This is a genomic window from Sorangiineae bacterium MSr12523, assembly GCA_037157775.1.
In the GTDB taxonomy this organism is placed as follows: Bacteria; Myxococcota_A; Polyangia; order Polyangiales; family Polyangiaceae; genus Pendulispora; species Pendulispora brunnea.
Genome location: CP089982.1, coordinates 10,327,201 through 10,342,660, shown reverse-complemented (window position 1 = coordinate 10,342,660; position 15,460 = coordinate 10,327,201). Strand labels below are relative to the sequence as shown.

Annotated in this window: 14 protein-coding genes; 6 read left to right on the top strand and 8 right to left on the bottom strand. The window is 66.1% G+C overall.

What is annotated here, in order from left to right; translation table 11 throughout:
• Positions 1-40 precede the first annotated feature (40 nt).
• Positions 41-877 carry an alpha/beta hydrolase gene (locus LZC95_40510; GenBank protein WXA92719.1) on the top strand — a complete coding sequence of 279 codons (837 nt, stop codon included), beginning with the start codon at positions 41-43 and terminating at the stop codon, positions 875-877.
• Here LZC95_40510 and LZC95_40505 read toward each other — a convergent pair.
• Positions 874-1,530: a helix-turn-helix transcriptional regulator gene (locus LZC95_40505; GenBank protein ID WXA92718.1), complete on the bottom strand. Its 657-nt coding sequence runs from the start codon at positions 1,528-1,530 to the stop codon at positions 874-876. The two genes, LZC95_40510 and LZC95_40505, sit on opposite strands and share 4 nt — an antisense overlap.
• A 346-nt stretch (positions 1,531-1,876) precedes the next feature.
• On the opposite strand from LZC95_40505, the gene LZC95_40500 reads away from it, so the two are divergent.
• Complete coding sequence (locus LZC95_40500; protein ID WXA92717.1) at positions 1,877-2,683, top strand: MBL fold metallo-hydrolase; 807 nt, start codon at positions 1,877-1,879, stop codon at positions 2,681-2,683.
• Complete coding sequence (locus tag LZC95_40495) at positions 2,674-3,030, top strand: hypothetical protein (protein WXA92716.1); 357 nt, start codon at positions 2,674-2,676, stop codon at positions 3,028-3,030. Before LZC95_40500 ends, LZC95_40495 begins: the two co-directional genes overlap by 10 nt.
• Before the next feature lie 128 nt (positions 3,031-3,158).
• On the opposite strand, the gene LZC95_40490 is transcribed toward LZC95_40495, so the two are convergent.
• The 5 genes from LZC95_40490 to LZC95_40470 all read right to left on the bottom strand — a co-directional run bounded on the left by LZC95_40490 (position 3,159) and on the right by LZC95_40470 (position 8,170).
• Positions 3,159-3,764, bottom strand: a complete 606-nt coding sequence (locus tag LZC95_40490; protein ID WXA92715.1) for a DUF3943 domain-containing protein — start codon at positions 3,762-3,764, stop codon at positions 3,159-3,161.
• Positions 3,764-5,182: a hypothetical protein gene (locus LZC95_40485; protein ID WXA92714.1), complete on the bottom strand. Its 1,419-nt coding sequence runs from the start codon at positions 5,180-5,182 to the stop codon at positions 3,764-3,766. The genes LZC95_40490 and LZC95_40485 overlap by 1 nt, the downstream gene beginning before the upstream one ends.
• An 80-nt stretch (positions 5,183-5,262) precedes the next feature.
• Positions 5,263-6,582, bottom strand: coding sequence for a Stp1/IreP family PP2C-type Ser/Thr phosphatase (locus tag LZC95_40480; GenBank protein ID WXA92713.1), 1,320 nt, complete (start codon positions 6,580-6,582; stop codon positions 5,263-5,265).
• 382 nt (positions 6,583-6,964) lie between these two features.
• Positions 6,965-7,789 (bottom strand): RES family NAD+ phosphorylase, encoded by an 825-nt coding sequence (locus LZC95_40475; GenBank protein ID WXA92712.1) that lies wholly within the window; start codon positions 7,787-7,789, stop codon positions 6,965-6,967.
• A 12-nt stretch (positions 7,790-7,801) separates the two neighbouring features.
• Positions 7,802-8,170, bottom strand: coding sequence for a DUF2384 domain-containing protein (locus LZC95_40470; GenBank protein ID WXA92711.1), 369 nt, complete (start codon positions 8,168-8,170; stop codon positions 7,802-7,804).
• A 259-nt stretch (positions 8,171-8,429) separates the two neighbouring features.
• Here LZC95_40470 and LZC95_40465 point away from each other — a divergent pair, with 259 nt between their 5' ends.
• Positions 8,430-10,058, top strand: a complete 1,629-nt coding sequence (locus LZC95_40465) for a PrsW family intramembrane metalloprotease (GenBank protein WXA92710.1) — start codon at positions 8,430-8,432, stop codon at positions 10,056-10,058.
• Here the strand turns inward: LZC95_40465 and LZC95_40460 are convergent, their stop codons facing one another.
• Both LZC95_40460 and LZC95_40455 read right to left on the bottom strand, forming a co-directional pair.
• Complete coding sequence (locus tag LZC95_40460; protein WXA92709.1) at positions 10,059-10,589, bottom strand: hypothetical protein; 531 nt, start codon at positions 10,587-10,589, stop codon at positions 10,059-10,061.
• A 147-nt stretch (positions 10,590-10,736) separates the two neighbouring features.
• Complete coding sequence (locus LZC95_40455; GenBank protein ID WXA92708.1) at positions 10,737-12,122, bottom strand: sigma-54 dependent transcriptional regulator; 1,386 nt, start codon at positions 12,120-12,122, stop codon at positions 10,737-10,739.
• Positions 12,123-12,183: 61 nt separating this feature from the next.
• On the opposite strand from LZC95_40455, the gene LZC95_40450 reads away from it, so the two are divergent.
• Both LZC95_40450 and LZC95_40445 read left to right on the top strand, forming a co-directional pair.
• On the top strand, positions 12,184-14,397 hold the full coding sequence (locus LZC95_40450) for a hypothetical protein (protein WXA92707.1): 2,214 nt from the start codon (positions 12,184-12,186) through the stop codon (positions 14,395-14,397).
• 6 nt (positions 14,398-14,403) lie between these two features.
• On the top strand, positions 14,404-15,306 hold the full coding sequence (locus tag LZC95_40445; GenBank protein WXA92706.1) for a DUF58 domain-containing protein: 903 nt from the start codon (positions 14,404-14,406) through the stop codon (positions 15,304-15,306).
• Positions 15,307-15,460: the final 154 nt, after the last annotated feature.

The window sequence follows — 15,460 nt, the reverse complement described above, 5'->3', positions numbered from 1 at the left end:
TCCATCTTGACTTAGTCCACCACTTAGTCAACATCCCATCGTGTACGTCACAACCCGACTGGGCCGGTGGTTTTACGAGGAACGCGGGGAAGCGCAGCGGCCGAACGATCCGGCCATCGTGCTGTTGCACGCGTTGCTCTTCGATGGGTCGGCGTGGGACGAGCAGATAGGGCCGCTCTCGCAGCTGGGGCGCGTGGTGGTCATCGATGGGCCGGGGCACGGCAAGAGCGAGGTACCGCCGCCGTTTTCGCTCGATGATCATGCCCGGGCGCTGGTTGATGCGCTCGATGCGTTGGGCATCTTCAAGGCGCTGCTCGTCGGCGTCTCGTGGGGCGGGATGGTGGCCATGCGCGTGGCGCTGGACAACCCCATGCGCATCGTCGGGCTCGGGCTGATCGACACGACGGCCGACGCGCAGACGCGCATCCGCCGCGTGAAAGATCGCGTGATGAGCACCGTGTTTCGCACGATTGGGTTGCCGCCGAGCATCGTGGAAAAGCAGATCGCGCCGATGCTGTTCGCACCGAAGACGCTGCGCGAGCGTCCGGAGCTGGCCGAGCGCGTCTACTCGCGGGTCAGTGGCTTTCCGCGCCTGGGGGTCAGCCGCGCGGTGAAGGCGGTTTCGGTCGAGCGGCAGAGCATCTTGGACAAGGTGCGGGCCATCAGCTGCCCGACCCTCGTCGTGTGCGGGCGCGAGGATGCGTCGGCACCGCCCGCGCGTTCGGAGGCCATCGTGAACCGGCTGCCGCGCGCGACGATGCGCCTCATCGACGATGCGGGGCATGCCTCGCCCATCGAGCAGCCGGAGGCCGTCAACGCCGTGCTGGTTCCCTTCGTGCGCGAGCATCTCACGAGCGAGGTCCAGCCGCAGGTCTAAGCGAGGCTGCGTGGATCCCGGGTGCCATTCCGGAAGAGCGAGGGTGACATGCCCGTGCGTTGCTGGAAGTACTTGGCGAAGTTCGACGCATCGTCGAACCCGAGGTGCTCGGCGATTTGCGCAACCGAATCCCGGCCGTGTGCCAGGGAACGCCTTGCCTCGAGCACGATGCGCTCGTCGATGAGCTGTTTCGCGCTCAGTCCCGTGTTGTGCCGCGCCAGTCGATTGAGGGTGCGCGTCGAATAACCTAGGCGCGCAGCGTATTCGGCGACCTTGTGGCGGGTGCGGAAGTTCGCCTCCAGCTCGTCGCGAAACCATACGAAGGCAGGATGCGGCGCCGGGCCTTGCAAGCCATTGCCCGTGGGCATGCTCATGACGAGCAACAGCAGCGTCGTGGCGAGCGCGCGCATCAGCGCCGCGCTGCGGATTCCGCTCGGGGCATCCGCAAGGGCCGCAGCTGCGAATGCGACGTCGAGCGCGTTGCCCGCCGGGGCGTTCGCGATCGCCTCGTGGGACCAGTGATTGGGCGTGACCACGCCCGCATGCCGAATGCACTCGCGCGTCTCGGCATCGAGCGCGGTCGGCGTGAAGAGGACCACCGGCCCGTTGATCGCGGCGATGTTGCCCCATTCCTGCACCTGTCCCGCCCGCACCCATATGAGATCGCCGGGCTCGAGAACGTAGCGGGTAGAAGTCGACCGTATGCGTCGTACGCCCCGTGTCGATCCGGACGAGTACGTCGAAGTCCAGCCGCTGCGGCCCGAGGAACTCTCGCCGTCCACCACGCTTGCGCATGTGTGAAAGCGACGTGACTTCGATTTCCCCCGATACACCCGGCGGCGGATCGTAGTGAACCGGACGAATGGCGACTTGTCCCATTTTTACCATTCTAGGTCCGGCGGCGACCGTGAAAAACCGCTTTCGTTGCCTACAGTACTCACACGCATGGCGCCCAAATTTACTGCCCTGCTCGGTGCTTCGAAAAAAGGAGAACGGCCCATGAGCGAGCTCGCCTACACCATCTTCGACTCTGCAGATTCCTCCCTCAACAAGACCAGCGTGTTGGTAACCGGTGCGAGCGAAGCCCTCGTCGTCGACGCCGCCTTCACCCGTGCCGATGGTCATCGGATCGTCGCGAACGTGCTCGATTCGGGAAAGACGCTCACCACCGTTCTGATCACCGCGGGCGACCCTGACTTCTATTTCGGCGCCGAGGTGATCGCCGATGCCTTCCCCGGTGTGCGGTTTCTGGCACCCGCGGATGTCATCGCGCACATCCGCCAGACCTACGAGAAGAAGCTCGTCGCATGGGCGCATCTTGGCGCGAACCTGCCTAGCCGCCTGGTCGACATCCAGCCGCTCACCACCGGCAGCGTCACGGTCGACGGTGTCGCGCTCGAAGTGCGCCGCGGCAGCGAGCAACTTGGCAATCGAGCGTGGTACGTCTTCGAACCAACGCGACGAGCTCTGCTCGGTGGCACCTTGTTGTTTCAGGGGCTGCACGTATGGACCGCGGATACCGCGACCAAGGAACTGCGGGCGGAATGGATCCGCGCACTCGACGGACTCGAAGCCCTGCGACCGACGTTCGTGGCCGCCGGACATCGCAGTTCCGGATCGTCCACGGACATCGTGGCCATCCGTCACACGCGTGAGTATCTTCGGCGCTTCGAGAGCGCCGTTGCCGAAGCGGCCAATGCCGCCGAGGCCGAGGCGGCACTGCTTGCCGCGTACCCGAATGCCGGATTGAAAATCGCCGCGAACCTGGGCGCCAAGGTTGCGAAGGGAGAGATGTCATGGGGCTGAACACGAACGACGCGGCGGCATTTCCCGCTCGCGGCCGCAGCTACGAAGCCAAATTCGGAGACCTGGCCTTTCGGCTCGATTTCGATGCGGATGGCAAGCGAATGACCTTTTCCGCCATCGGCGCGAAGGCGTCCGTCAGTGCGAACGAATCGGGAAGCCAGACCATCTCGTACACCGCCGTTCCGATCCGTCCCGACGTATTCCTCGTCTATTGGCAGGAAGCCGGTGGAACGACGGTGACCCACGTGGAGGACTTCGGACGAAATCGCGTGTACAGCAACATTACGACACCCGAGGGCACGTTCCTCAACCTCGCGGGCGACTTCACGCCCATCTCGACGCCGTAGCGGCTACATCCGCGTCACCAAGAGAAGAAGAAACCGCCAGGACGCCAAAAGAGAGGCGCCAGGATCGCCAGGTGAACCAACAATAGACTCTGAATTTTTGGGATTTATTGTTGGTTCAGTTGGGGCGGTTAGCAGGGGCTGCCGAGCCAGTGGCGCTCCATCTCACCGAAGGGATCGGCGATGGCCGACAGGATGTTGCGCGCGGTGGGGGAGTCGAGCGACTGCGCGGTGCGGTAGATGAGGTACCGCGCTTCGCCGAGGAGTAGGCCGCTGAGCGGCGTGTAGGTGAGGTCCCAAAGGGAGGGGCGCACGCCGTTGCCCTCGAAGACGTACTCCCAGGCGACCGTGCTGCCGATGGCGAAGGCGAGGGAGCCCGCCCAGCCGAAATGGCAGATGCGGGCGCGCGTGTAGAGCTCACTGCCCATGAGGCCATGGCCGATGACGTTGATGCGCCAGGAATCGCCGTCCCACTCGAAGGCGGGCTTGTCCGAGTCGAAGATGGGCCAGTGCGTGTACGTGTCACGGTAGCGCTCGAAGATGTGCTCGAAGTTTCCCTCTGCGAAAGGATGCGGATACAGGTACGCCTCGATGTAGCGCAGGCCCGTGAGGAACGCCGTCGTGTGAAGCACGGGCGGCTCCCAGCGCGCCGAGAGGTCCACCTTCTGCTGTGGCGATGGCTGCTGCGGCGGCACGGCGACGAGCTGCGCGGCCAGGCCCAGCGCCAAAAGCGCCATCAGAAGCGCCCCGTGAGCCCCACGCCATAGGCCGGAACGATGCCCGTCGGCGTGGCCGACGAACCAATGACGCCGCCCGTGGGGGTCACGCTCATGCCGGTGTTGGAGCGGGGCGCGGTGCGCGAAACCGCGGGCTCGCGCGGCATGTTGCGCGTGAGGAACCAGGCGATGCCGCCGCCCACCAGGGTGCCTGCCCCCGTGATGAGCGCAAAGGCACGGGCCCGGCGCTCGCTCACCGGCGTCTCGAAGAGCAGCGGGCTCGCCGAAGCAGCGGCGGCGAGTGCGCCCACGCCCAGGCCGAGGTCGACCAGCATGACCCGCGACGGCGAGACGCGCACGAACGACGCGAGGGTTCCCGCGCCCACGACGCCGATGGCGGCGCCGATGCCCGCGCCATAGTTCGGCGTCACGTCGGGCTGCGTTCCGCGGATGGCCATTTCCGAGAGGCCGCCGAGCACGAGGCCCAGACCGCCGCCGGAGTGCGTGAGCACTGCATCGCCTTCGTCGGCCTTGGAGCGGGTGAGCGCGACGGTGGCCAGGGTGAGCCCGATCACGCCGCCGGCCGCACCCCACGAGTACCTATCGGAAAACGGCTGCGTGTCGCGCCCGTTGGCGATGAGCAAGCCCGCGCCGGCGCCCCACCAGGCTCCGCCCGCGAGAAACCAGGCGTCGCCCGTGCCGACGTCCCACTCCTCGCTCACCAGCAGCGCACTGCCGATGCCGATGCCCGCACCCAGCGCGAGCAGCGGATAGAGCACGCGCGGATCGTCGTTGCCGCTGGCGCGCTGCACGCTGTAGCCGACGTACCCGCCGAAGAGCGCCCCGTTGATGGCCAGCACCGCGCGCCCTTGCGAGCGCAGCGGCGCAATGAGCCCTGCGCGCGCCGACTCGTCCACACGCGCGCGCTCGCGCTCGATGGCCGCGGCCTGTGCCGCTGCCGCAGGCGACAAGAGATCGCGCAGCATGACCAGGCCACGCACCGCCACATCGCTCCCTTTGACGACTTCCACGCGGACGCGCAGCTCGCGCGACTTTGGCGCCACCGCCACGATGCGCACCACGAAGGAGTTGTCCCCCGCGACCTCGAGCCGCGGGCTTACCACCCACGTTCCCGCCTCGGCACCGGCCGCACCCTCGTGCGCGGCGCGATCGATCATGTCGCTGTCGCGCATTTTCCCGGGCACCGGCCCGGTATCCGTCACGTGAAGCGTGTAGCCGAGGTCCTGCGCGGCGTCGCGCAAGGTCGCGTCGAGCTCCTGCGAGCGCGCATAGACGCCCTGCTCCGCCTCGGTGGCCTTGTGCAGCGGGGCCGGTCCCGGCTGATCGCCCGCGGGGGTTAGCGTGGGCCACATGACCACCGAACCGCTGGGCGAGTCGGCCGCAAACGCGGTCGGCGCCACCGTCATGAGCGGGGCCATCGCGAAGAGCGTTGCAGCAAGCCAAGTTCGAAGGCGCATTCGGAAGACGAATGCGACGCTAACGGCCCATGCTCCGCCCGTCAACGTACCGGAAATGGCGACGTCGGTTGCTCCACGATGGGAAAAATGTCTGCCGTGATGTCCTCGGCCGTCAGCTCCTCGCGCGCGTGTTTGAGCTCGCTGCTCGTTTGATCGAGCCGATCGGCCAGCACGCCGAGGAATTGCCACAGCAGCTTCACCGCGAGCTCGTGCTCCTTGCGCAGGATCTCGAAAAAGTCGATGCGCTTGATGGCGATGAGCTCCGCCGGCCCGCCCAGGGCCGTGACCGTCGCGGAACGGGGCACGCTGCGGATCAGGGCCATTTCGCCCACGTGTTCGCCCGGTCCGAGCTCCGTGAGCGTCGCCCCGCCGCGTGAGACGAGCACCTTGCCTTCGAGGACGATGAACAACTCGTCGCCGCGGTCGCCCTCTTGAATGACCACGTCGCCCTCGTGGAAGGCGCGCACCTCGACGGCCTGCATGACCCGAAGGAGCTCGCGCTCGGTGAGCTTCGCGAACAGCGGCATGCGCGCCAGCACGTCGCGTTTGAGCGCAAGGCGCCGGGCGCGCTCGTCGTCGCCCTCGCCCTCCTCGCCCACTTTGACGATGATGAGCGTGATGTTGTCCTTGCCGCCTCGCTCGTTCGCCAGCTCCACGAGCGATTTCGCCGCCTGGTCGCCGTCCTTTTGCAGGTGCGTGAGCAGCTCTTCGACGCTCTGCAGGTAGCCGGTGAGCCCATCGCTCGCGAGCACGAAGGTGTCGCTCGGCAGAAGCTCGATGACCAGCGTGTCCACCTCGACCCGCTCGTAGACACCCACCGCGCGCGTGATCGCGTTCTTGTGGGCGACCTTCTCGATTTGCTCGCGCGAGAGCTTCCCGCGCTTGATGAGCTCGTTGTGGACGGTGTGGTCTTCGGTAACCTGATGCACTTCATCGCCCCGCATCATGTAGATGCGGGTGTCGCCCACGTGCGCGATGAACGCCTGATGCCCGAGCACGATGATCGCGCTCAAGGTGGTGCCCATCCCGCGCTTGTCGGCGTCGCCCTGAGCTTCCTCGTGGATCTTCGCGCAGGCCCGCTGCACCGCGTGCTCGAGCAGCGCGATGATGTCTTTCTGCGTGACCTTGGCGGCCCCCGTCGCTCCATTGACGTAGTCGTCGATCAGCTCTTTTTCCCGCTTGATCTCCTCATGCAACGTGCGCACGGCAATGGCGCTGGCCACTTCCCCGGCCGCGTGCCCGCCCATGCCATCGGCTACGACGAAGAGCGCGAGCTTTTTGTCGACGAGGAAGTTGTCCTCGTTGTGCTCGCGGACCTTCCCCACGTCCGTGGCTGCAAAGAACCGAATCGAGTCGATCATCTCTTTTTACGCCATCATGCCATGGATCGGTGCCGTCGCACCACGCAGCACGGTTGGGCTGAAGGCGCTTCTCGTGCAGGCTGGAAATGGCTGCCCGGGTTGGATTCAGCGAGGTCATCCCATCCGCGCGCCAAACGTGTCCGTGCCCGCTGCCTCGTCGCGCATTCCGTCAATCGACGAAGTTCGAATTAAACGATGGCTCTACTAGCAACTAGGATAGGGAGTGCCCAACGTAATTGCGTATTGATTGGTGAAGGGGCGCTCGTAACCGCCGCGGCAGGAGGGCGCGCTATCGAAATGTGAATTCCCCGCGCGTCGCCCAATGCCCGGAATTGAAAAACAAAAAACCTTCCCGCCTTCCCGCCTTCATGTGAAAACTCTCTCAGGCGCAGACGGGGAACACGCCGTCGACTTCGAAGTCGCGGCGGGGGAATACGAGCGATTCGCCTGCCTTGGTCAGGGGGTGGGCGATGCTTTTGCGGGAGACTTCGACCTTGTCGCGGCCGGCGGTGCACGTCCACGTTTGGTACTTCGTGCTCGTCGGCTTTTTGCTCGCGAAGACGGGATCGAAGAGGCCCACGTTGATGCCGTGGTACCGGTTCGGATGGGGGGCGGCCGGGTCGAGGACGGTGCGGGCCGAGCGAAAGAGGAACGCTTCCACCCCCGCGGCGCGCATCGCGCGGCCCAAGGGTTGGGCGGCGGCGTACGAGGTCTTCGACGAGATGAGCGTCTCGTGCTCGCGGAAGGGCGGCTTCGTCAGGTCGATGCCGCGGGTGGCGGCCACGTTCGCCACGAAGGTCGTCAGCTCGATGGTGACGATGCCCAGATCGGCCGTCGTCCCCTCCAAAAAGAGAAGACGGTAATAGGCGACTTCGGCAAAACACGTTTCGACGTCGCCGGAGCCGTACCACATGCCGCGTTCGGCCCGCGTCCCGAAGCGGGAGCCCCAGCGCAGCGGGGGATGGCGGAACGGCGTGAAAAGCAAATAGTGCAGGCCGCGAAACTCGGGCCCGTTCGGCACGGGCGGTTTCACCGTGTCGATGAGCTCCTCCAACAGGAGCTGCTCCTCGTCCGAGTCGACGAGCTTGCGGGTAGAGGTGATATGCTGCGATTCGACAGCGCGATAGGCGTCCAAGGCCAGTGCGGCAAGGTGCTTTTCACCTTCGCACGCCTTCCACAGCCCTGCGATATCCGTATGGAAATTCACTCGGCGCAGAGGCTACACGTGCCCGCGCATGGCGTCGAGATAAGTGGCCACATCGACCAATCCCTCGACGGTGAGCACGCGCTCGGCGGGAATGCCCCCGAGATGGGCATTGGGCGAGTGAAACCAGGCTTGAACTTTCCGCTCGTCTCCACCGACGAGGGCATCGAGCCCGCGGAAGATGCGCACCAAGAGGAGCGCCAACTCCCCCTCCTTCTTACTCGGCGATATGAAGGTACTCGTCATGAGCCTCGACACCGTGGCCTCGCTCACGCCGAGGATACGTGCCAGCTCCCTTTGCGAGAGACCCAGGGCTTCGGCTACCCGGAGAATGGCCTTGGTTAGGACGACGCCCTCTTCCGGGTTGGGTGCGACTTGGTTCATTTCACAGGAAAACCTAACGCACGCCATTTTCAGGTGCAAACTGAATTGAGCCCATTTATGCCCGATTTCAGGTGCTCCTGCCTGACTCTGGCTTCCTCCTGGCGTCGTAGCTCTGCGAAGAACGACGAAAAACCCAGTGATTTCCGTGAGCCGGGCTCACGAGAGCATGGGGGACGGCTTCGCGTCCAGGTACTGAACGAAAGAGCAGGTCCTCCTTAATATAGAGAGCCCCCGCGGGATGCTATTGGACGGGGACGGCATGTTCACGAGGCTCTTCGTCACCAGATCGGGTCAGGAGCGGCTGCTCGTTCCCGCGCTCGTCGCGTTTCTTCTGACCCTGGCGGTGGGCTTCGGCGTGGCCTCGTACTGGAGCCATCGCGCATCCTCGGACGAGGACCGCGCTGCTGCGCTGGCCAGTAGCAAACAATTTGCTGCCGCGGAGGCGATCTACGTTCGCCTCCTGCACGAGCGGCCGAGCGTGCCACTGGTGCTCGCATTTCTGGACAACCACGAGCGCGCGATTGCCGATCGCATTCGCCGTCGCCTTCAGGGTGAGGCCTACGATCCGATCGCCGAACACGCTGCCGGCGCCCTGCTCACCGATGATGCGCTCGACGAGGTGCTCTGGCGCGATCTTCCGCCGGACATCACCTTGGTGGCGCGTTTCTGGCGCGGCGTGGAGGCCGATGCGGTACCGCGCCACGTGCGCGAGCAAATGCTCGCCGGCGCGAAGCGCGAGCCGCCCGTGCCCTGGTTCAACCACCTGCTGGCGCGTGAGGCGCAGCAATCGGGCGCGCCCATGGAGGCGGCCGTTTATTACGAGCGTGAAGGCCTGACCTTTCCCGAGCGCGCCGGGGACATGGACATCGCGCTCAATCTTTGGATGAACGCGGGCGCCTGGGAGCACGTGCGCGATCGCTTGCAAGATGCACGTGTCTTTGCGGCCGCCGGCCCCCTGACGAAATACCGGTTTGCGGTCAACGAGCGCGATTGGAAAGGCGCGGCGCTGCAGCTTTGGCTCAATTGGAAGCAGCGCTGGCAGGGCACGGGGCTGCTGATGAGCGCCGTCTCCGCGCTGGCGTGGGCCTTCGTCTGCACGCGCCTCGGAAAGCTCGGCGAGCGTCCGCGCTTTCGGTTGCCGCTCTACATCGTGGCCTTCGGCCTCGGCGTGGCCAGCGTGATTCCGACCATGTTCCTCATTGCGGTGGAGGAGTCTCGCCTGCGCCTGATCGAGACCGGCGACATGGTGCGGGACATTCTCTTTTTCGTCTTCGGCGTGGGGCTGCGCGAGGAGGCTTCCAAGCTGCTCCTCTTTTTGCCGCTCGTCCCCATCCTGCGAAAATGGGGCGACCGCCTCGACGTACTGGTCGCCGGCGCGATGGTCGGCCTTGGTTTCGCCGCCGAAGAGAACATCGACTACATCGCGCAGGGCGCGGTGCACAGCGGACTCGCACGCTTTCTCACGGCCAATTTTCTGCACATGGCCATGACCGGCATTCTGGCCACGGCATTGTTCGAGTTCATCGAGGATGGCGAACGCCACGCGTCGAATTTCCTCCGCACCTCGCTCTTCGTCGTCGGGCTGCACGGCGCGTACGACTTTTTTCTCTCGCACGAAGAGATGGGCGGCTCCTTCATCGCGATGGCCGTGTTCCTCTTTTTGACCAAGCCGTTCCTCGAGGCCGTCGACGCGGCCCGCCGCCGCGCCGACAAGGGCATCTCGTTGCTTCAAGCCTTCGTGCTGGCGATCTCGGTAGTGACCGGCGTCACCTTCGTCTACGCCTCCGGGGCGATGGGGCCGCAGCAAGCGGCGGCCACCATGCTTCAGGGCCTCTTGGGCATTGCGATTCTGCTCTTCTTTTTCGTGCGCGAACTCCGGGCGATGTAGTCAGCGCGATTTGCAGTAGGTAACGGCACCCGAGAAGACGTCGGGGTAGCTATGGCACTTGGTGCCGCCGTTCTTCTGGTAGTCGACTTCGCGGGCGATTTGCCCGGCGGCGGAGATCACGGCCACCGTGCCTTCGACGGCTTCGCGTGTCTGCTCGGCCTGCCGCTGCTCGCGCTCTTCCTCGATGGCGTTCACCCGCTTGGCGTGCTTCTCGCGGACGTGCGCGTTGTGGGAGTCGAGCAGGTAGCGTTCGTAAACGAGAGGATCGTCGCACTCCGTCGGGCGAAGATCGCACGTCATGATCACGGCCTGCGAATCGGCGGCGAAGTAGCGTTTTGCAAGCTCGGCATCCACCAACCTCTGGAAGAGCAGTTGGCATTTTTCTTCCGTCGTTGGTTCGGCGCAGTACTTCGCTCGGAATTTGGCGCGGAATTCTTCGTTGCCCACGTGCTTGGTGATCAAACCGCAGTTCACACCAATGGCGTTGCCATCTGCACACGTGGCGTAGGCCATCTCTCGATGCGCCTCCATGTTCGCTTCATAGCGTGCGACGTTGGCTTGGTTGTCGATCGTTTGGTTGCGACAGCCTGCGAGTAACGAAAGAGAGACGGCGAGTGTGAAGAAGGAACCACAGAGTTTCATGTCGGGAGCCCGAAGGAGCAGGCTCCGTGCCCTGCGTCAGCCTTCGTCGTCGGTGTCGCCTTTGTCGCCGCGCAATCCGAGGGCGCGCGACTTTTTGTAGAGGTGGCTCCGCTCCAGATCGAGTGCGCGTGCGGTGGCCGCCATCTGCCCGCCGTGGTGCGCGATGGCCTCGGACAAGATGGTGCGCTCGGCTTCCTCCACCAAAACGCGAAAGGGTGTGCCGGGGCGATAGAGGCCGGCGGTCTTCGGCGAGCCCCCGCCCGGGAGGCAGGTGCGCACGTCCTCGGCTTGGATGACGTCGTCTGGGGTCAGGATGACCAGGCGCTCGATCAAATTCCGAAGCTCTCGAACATTGCCAGGAAAGCTGTACGCGGAGAGCACGCCCAACGCGTCGTCGGTCATGCGCATGTCGCGGCGGTCGTTCGTGTGCGCGGCCAGCTGGAGGAAATGCCGCGCGAGCAGGGGAATATCCTCGCGGCGTGCCCGCAGCGGGGGAAGTGCGAGCGGGACGACGTTCAGGCGATCGTACAAGTCCGCGCGGAACTCGCCCTTGTCGCAAGCGGCAACCAAGTCGCGGTTGGTGGCGGCGACGACGCGGGTGTCGACCTTGATGGTCTCGTTGCCGCCGACCCTTTCGATTTCGCGTTCCTGCAGAACGCGCAGCAGCTTGGCCTGCATGGGCAGCGGCATGTCGCCGACTTCGTCGAGGAAGAGCGTGCCGCCGCTGGCCCGCTCGAACTTGCCGCGGCGTTGTTTGGTGGCCCCGGTGAAGGCGCCCACCTCGTGGCCGAAGAGTTCACTTTCGATGAGCTCACTCGGAAGGGCGGCGCAGTTCAGTTTCTCGAGCGGGCCCTTTTCCCGTGGCGACATCTGGTGGATGGCCCGGGCGACCAGCTCCTTGCCAGTGCCTCGCTCGCCGGTGACGAGCACGCTCGCATGGCTTCGGGCGGCACGGCCAATTTGCTCGATAAGCTTTTTGATCGCGGGGCTGTCGCCCACCAATTCCGAGCCGGCGCCGCTGGCCAGGCGCAGGGCCCGGGCCTCCGCCTCCGCGCGGTCGAGGCGCAAGGCGGTTTCGACGGCAATCAGGAGCGCGTCGGTGTTGATGGGCTTTTCCAGGAAATTCAGCGCCCCGAGGCGGGTGGCCCGCACCGCGGTGTCGATGGTCGCGTGCCCGCTCATCATGATGACCGGGACCTCGACCTTCGCCGTGCGCAGGCGCGAAAGCAGCTCCAAGCCGTCGCCGTCGGGCAGCATCACGTCGAAGAGGCAGAGGTCGTAGCTGCGCTTCTTCAGCTTTTCGTCGGCGACCTTGACCCCGCCAGCGACATCGACCGCGTAGCCCTCCAGCGAGAGTGCCTTTTGCAAGGTGGTCAGGATGGAAGGCTCGTCATCGACGACGAGTAGGTGTCCTCGGGCCATGAACGGAAGAGTACACGCAATCACCTGGGAGTGGCTCCCGCGGCCGTGTACACTTGGCGCGATGCGAAGATCGCTCGTCGTTGGCACCGCTTCCCTGCTGCTCGCGCTGTCCGGCTCCCTACTCGGCTGCGCCGGCTCGGGCGAGGGGGCACGTTCCCCCTACGGCGCCACCGCGCCGGACGTGGCGGTCTCGGACGATGCCTTCGCCGGCGCCGTGCGCGATCTCTTGAGCAGCGCCCCCGGCTCGAAAGAGCGCAGCCAGCGCCTGGCCGGGGTCGAAGCGCGGCAGATGGCCCGGGCCGCCGCCCGCTTCCGCAACCACACGCCAAACCGCGGGGTGGCCGCGCTCACTGGGGGCCTCTATCTGGCCCGCACCGGCGAGCTCACCAAGGATATCTTCGGGCAAAAGGGCAAGGAGGCGCTGGCCTTCGGGGCGAAGGAATACGCCACCCGCGGCGACGAAGGGCGCGCGCAGGCGCTGTACAACCTGCTCTTTCCGCTGTCCTCGGATCAGGAGAAGAAGGACATCCAGTCGCACCTCGACGCGCTCAATGCGTGGATCCGCGATGGGAAGCAGAAGTACGGGCCCGTCCGCAATGCGCACGAGCTGCAGAGCATCGCCACGGCCCGGCGTCTGCTCGAGCCCAACGACGCGGCGTTGCAGGACGCATCGAATCGCACGGTGCAGTGGGTGCAGGCCGGGCTGGCCCTTCGCAACTCGCTTCGCGACAAGCGCATCCCGTCGACCCGCGAAGAGGGCATCGAGGCGTTCGGCGCGTTGCAAACCGGCGGGCGCACCTTGGCGGCGATTCACTTGCTCGCGTGCGACGCGCAGGGCGCGCTCGCGGCGATCGATCGCGCCGGGGCGCGTGAGTTGGTGCGGCCGGATCTGCTCCTCGCGCTCGAGCGGGCGGGGGAGCGGCCGGACAGCCTGCGCTGGCTCGATGTGCTGCGGGCGCTGCGTCCGCCGTCGTCGCGCGATTCGCAAGAGGAAGAAGCCATGTTCGAGGACCACGAGCTGTTTCGCGCAGCCTCGTGGGCCGTATCCATCGAAGCGTACCGGCTCGATCCGTCGCTTCCCGAGGCGGCGGGTGCCGTGGCGGCCGGCCTGCAGGAGTACGGCATGGCGGAGGCGAGTCCGGCCGTGCTCGTGGCGGCGGCCAAGGCGCATCCCGATGCGCGCACCATCGGCGGCGCGCTGTCGATCGTGATGCACGCGATGGAGCTCGAGGTTTCCGGTGAGGACGTGGCGGCGGCCCGCCGCGCGTTCAAGGCGTCGGGGCCGCTGTTGGCTCTGGCAGATCAGTCGAAGGCGCGAACGGAGCCGAGCTCGGGTCAGGTGCGCGGGCTGATGGGCGAGCTCGAATTGCGCGAGGGCCGCGTGGCGGAGGCACGCGAGCTGCTCAAAGCCGCGTCGCAGGATCGATCGGGCGGTGTGCTGGCGACCTTGGCCCGCATCGAGCGGTTCGATGGGCAGCTTCCTGCGGCCAGCGCGCACCTGAAGGAGTCGCTCGCCGCGCCCGACGTGGCGCGCGATCCGGCGCTCAAGGGCGAGATTCAGTTGATGCTCGGCGACATTGCCGCGGAGCAGGGCAACTCGGCGGCGGCGCGTGCATCTTACACGGATGCGCTCAAGGAGCTGGCGCGTGCGCGCACCCGCGGCGAGCCGGAGGAGCGCGCCCGTGTGGAGCGCGTGCTCGCGCGCGTGCTCGACCGGTTCGGCGCGGGGCAGCCGGCCTCGAAGGCCCTGGAGCGCGCCTACGACAATGCGCCGCGCGACAAGCAGCAGGTGTCAGCCACCTTGGGCCAAATGGTGGGGCGCGCGCTCGTGCACAGCGATCTGCCGAAGGCGCGCGATGGGCTGCGCCGCGCGATCCAGGCCGATCTGGAGCAGGAAGACATCGTGTACTTGGCGCTCTGGGTGCGGCTCTTGGAGCGGCAACTCAAGGTGCAGCCCGATGGCACCGAGGAGAAGGTGTTCTCGTCGATTTTGGACGACGGACGCTGGATCGGAAGGCTTGCCGCGTTTGGCGGAGGGCGCATCAAGGCCGACGAGCTCATTGCCAGCGCGAAAACGCCGGCACAAAAGACCGAGGCCCTCTTTTACGCGGCGATGGACCGGCGCATCACCGGCGATCAGCGCGGTGCGGAGGCGACGCTTCGTCAGGTGCTCAAGACGGGCGGCATCGATTTGATGGAGGTGGCGCTCACCCGCGACCTGCTCAACAGCGGCCGCGTTTCCGTCGGGCCGTTGCCCGAGGTGGCGTTGCCGTAAGCGGCGATGGCGGAAGGCATTCGGCACAAGCTCGATTGGGGCAAGCTCGCGCCACTGCGCCTGCGTTCGCGTTTGGTCGCGGAGGGCGTCTACGCGGGCGGGCACCGCAGCGCCCGTCGCGGTGCGGGGGTCGAATTCGGCGGCCATCGCGCCTACACGCCGGGGGACGATCTGCGCTGGCTCGATCGGCGTTCGCTGCTTTTGCACGATCGGCTTCTCGTGCGCCAGTTCGAAACGGAGACGGATCGCGCGTTGCGGCTCATCGTGGATCGAACGGCGTCGATGGGCTATCGCGGCTCGCAAGCCGAGGGGGCGAAGCTCGCGTGGTCGGCGTTGGTGGCGGCGGCGCTCGGGCGCATCGCCATCGAGAACGGCGATCCGGTGGGCCTCACCTTGGTGGGCGGGCAAGATGGGACGCGGAACCTGCCGGTGGCGGGCGGGCGTGAGTCGTTCGAGCGCCTGATCGCGACGTTGGAGTCGCTCGAGGCGACGGGCGATGCGCTGGCGGATGCGCGCATGCTGGATCGCGCGCTGGGCGGCATCGCGCGCTCGGCGCGACGCGGATCGGTCATCGTCTTTTTGAGCGATTTGCTCGATTTGCCCGAGGGCTCGATGGAGCTCGTGGCCGGCCTCGCGTCGCGCGGTCGCGTGCTCGTCGTGGTGCAGACGCTCGATCCCGACGAGGCCACGTTGCCCTTCGAGGGCACCGTGCGCCTGCGCTCCCTCGAGGGCGGCACGGTCGTGGAGACCGACGTCGAAACGACACGCGAGCAATATTTGACCGCGCTTCGTGAGCTGAGCGATCGTTGGGAGCGCACCCTCCTCGCACGCGGGGGCCGCTTCGTGCGCGCACTCACGCGCGACGATCCGGTGCGCGTGGTTCGATCCATCGTCGAGGCTGCGCACTAAATCTGGTCTAATCAGCGAGCGCGATTCTCGACCAGATTCATTCTGCGGAAGGGAGAGGGAACCGCCAAGGCGCCAAGAACGCCAAGGGCTGGGAGGGCGTGCGCCATGGCGTTCGGTGCTTCAGCACATCAATCATCTTGGCGTCTTGGCGTCT

Bases quoted from the DNA above. Each gene is read 5' to 3' on its own strand.
- LZC95_40500 (WXA92717.1), top strand. From the start codon at position 1,877: ATGAGCGAGCTCGCCTACACCATCTTCGACTCTGCAGATTCCTCCCTC.
- LZC95_40495 (WXA92716.1), top strand. From the start codon at position 2,674: ATGGGGCTGAACACGAACGACGCGGCGGCATTTCCCGCTCGCGGCCGC.
- LZC95_40490 (WXA92715.1), bottom strand. From the start codon at position 3,764: ATGGCGCTTTTGGCGCTGGGCCTGGCCGCGCAGCTCGTCGCCGTGCCG.
- LZC95_40485 (WXA92714.1), bottom strand. From the start codon at position 5,182: ATGGCCCCGCTCATGACGGTGGCGCCGACCGCGTTTGCGGCCGACTCG.
- LZC95_40480 (WXA92713.1), bottom strand. From the start codon at position 6,582: ATGATCGACTCGATTCGGTTCTTTGCAGCCACGGACGTGGGGAAGGTC.
- LZC95_40470 (WXA92711.1), bottom strand. From the start codon at position 8,170: ATGAACCAAGTCGCACCCAACCCGGAAGAGGGCGTCGTCCTAACCAAG.
- LZC95_40465 (WXA92710.1), top strand. From the start codon at position 8,430: ATGTTCACGAGGCTCTTCGTCACCAGATCGGGTCAGGAGCGGCTGCTC.
- LZC95_40460 (WXA92709.1), bottom strand. From the start codon at position 10,589: ATGGAGGCGCATCGAGAGATGGCCTACGCCACGTGTGCAGATGGCAAC.
- LZC95_40455 (WXA92708.1), bottom strand. From the start codon at position 12,122: ATGGCCCGAGGACACCTACTCGTCGTCGATGACGAGCCTTCCATCCTG.
- LZC95_40450 (WXA92707.1), top strand. From the start codon at position 12,184: ATGCGAAGATCGCTCGTCGTTGGCACCGCTTCCCTGCTGCTCGCGCTG.
- LZC95_40445 (WXA92706.1), top strand. From the start codon at position 14,404: ATGGCGGAAGGCATTCGGCACAAGCTCGATTGGGGCAAGCTCGCGCCA.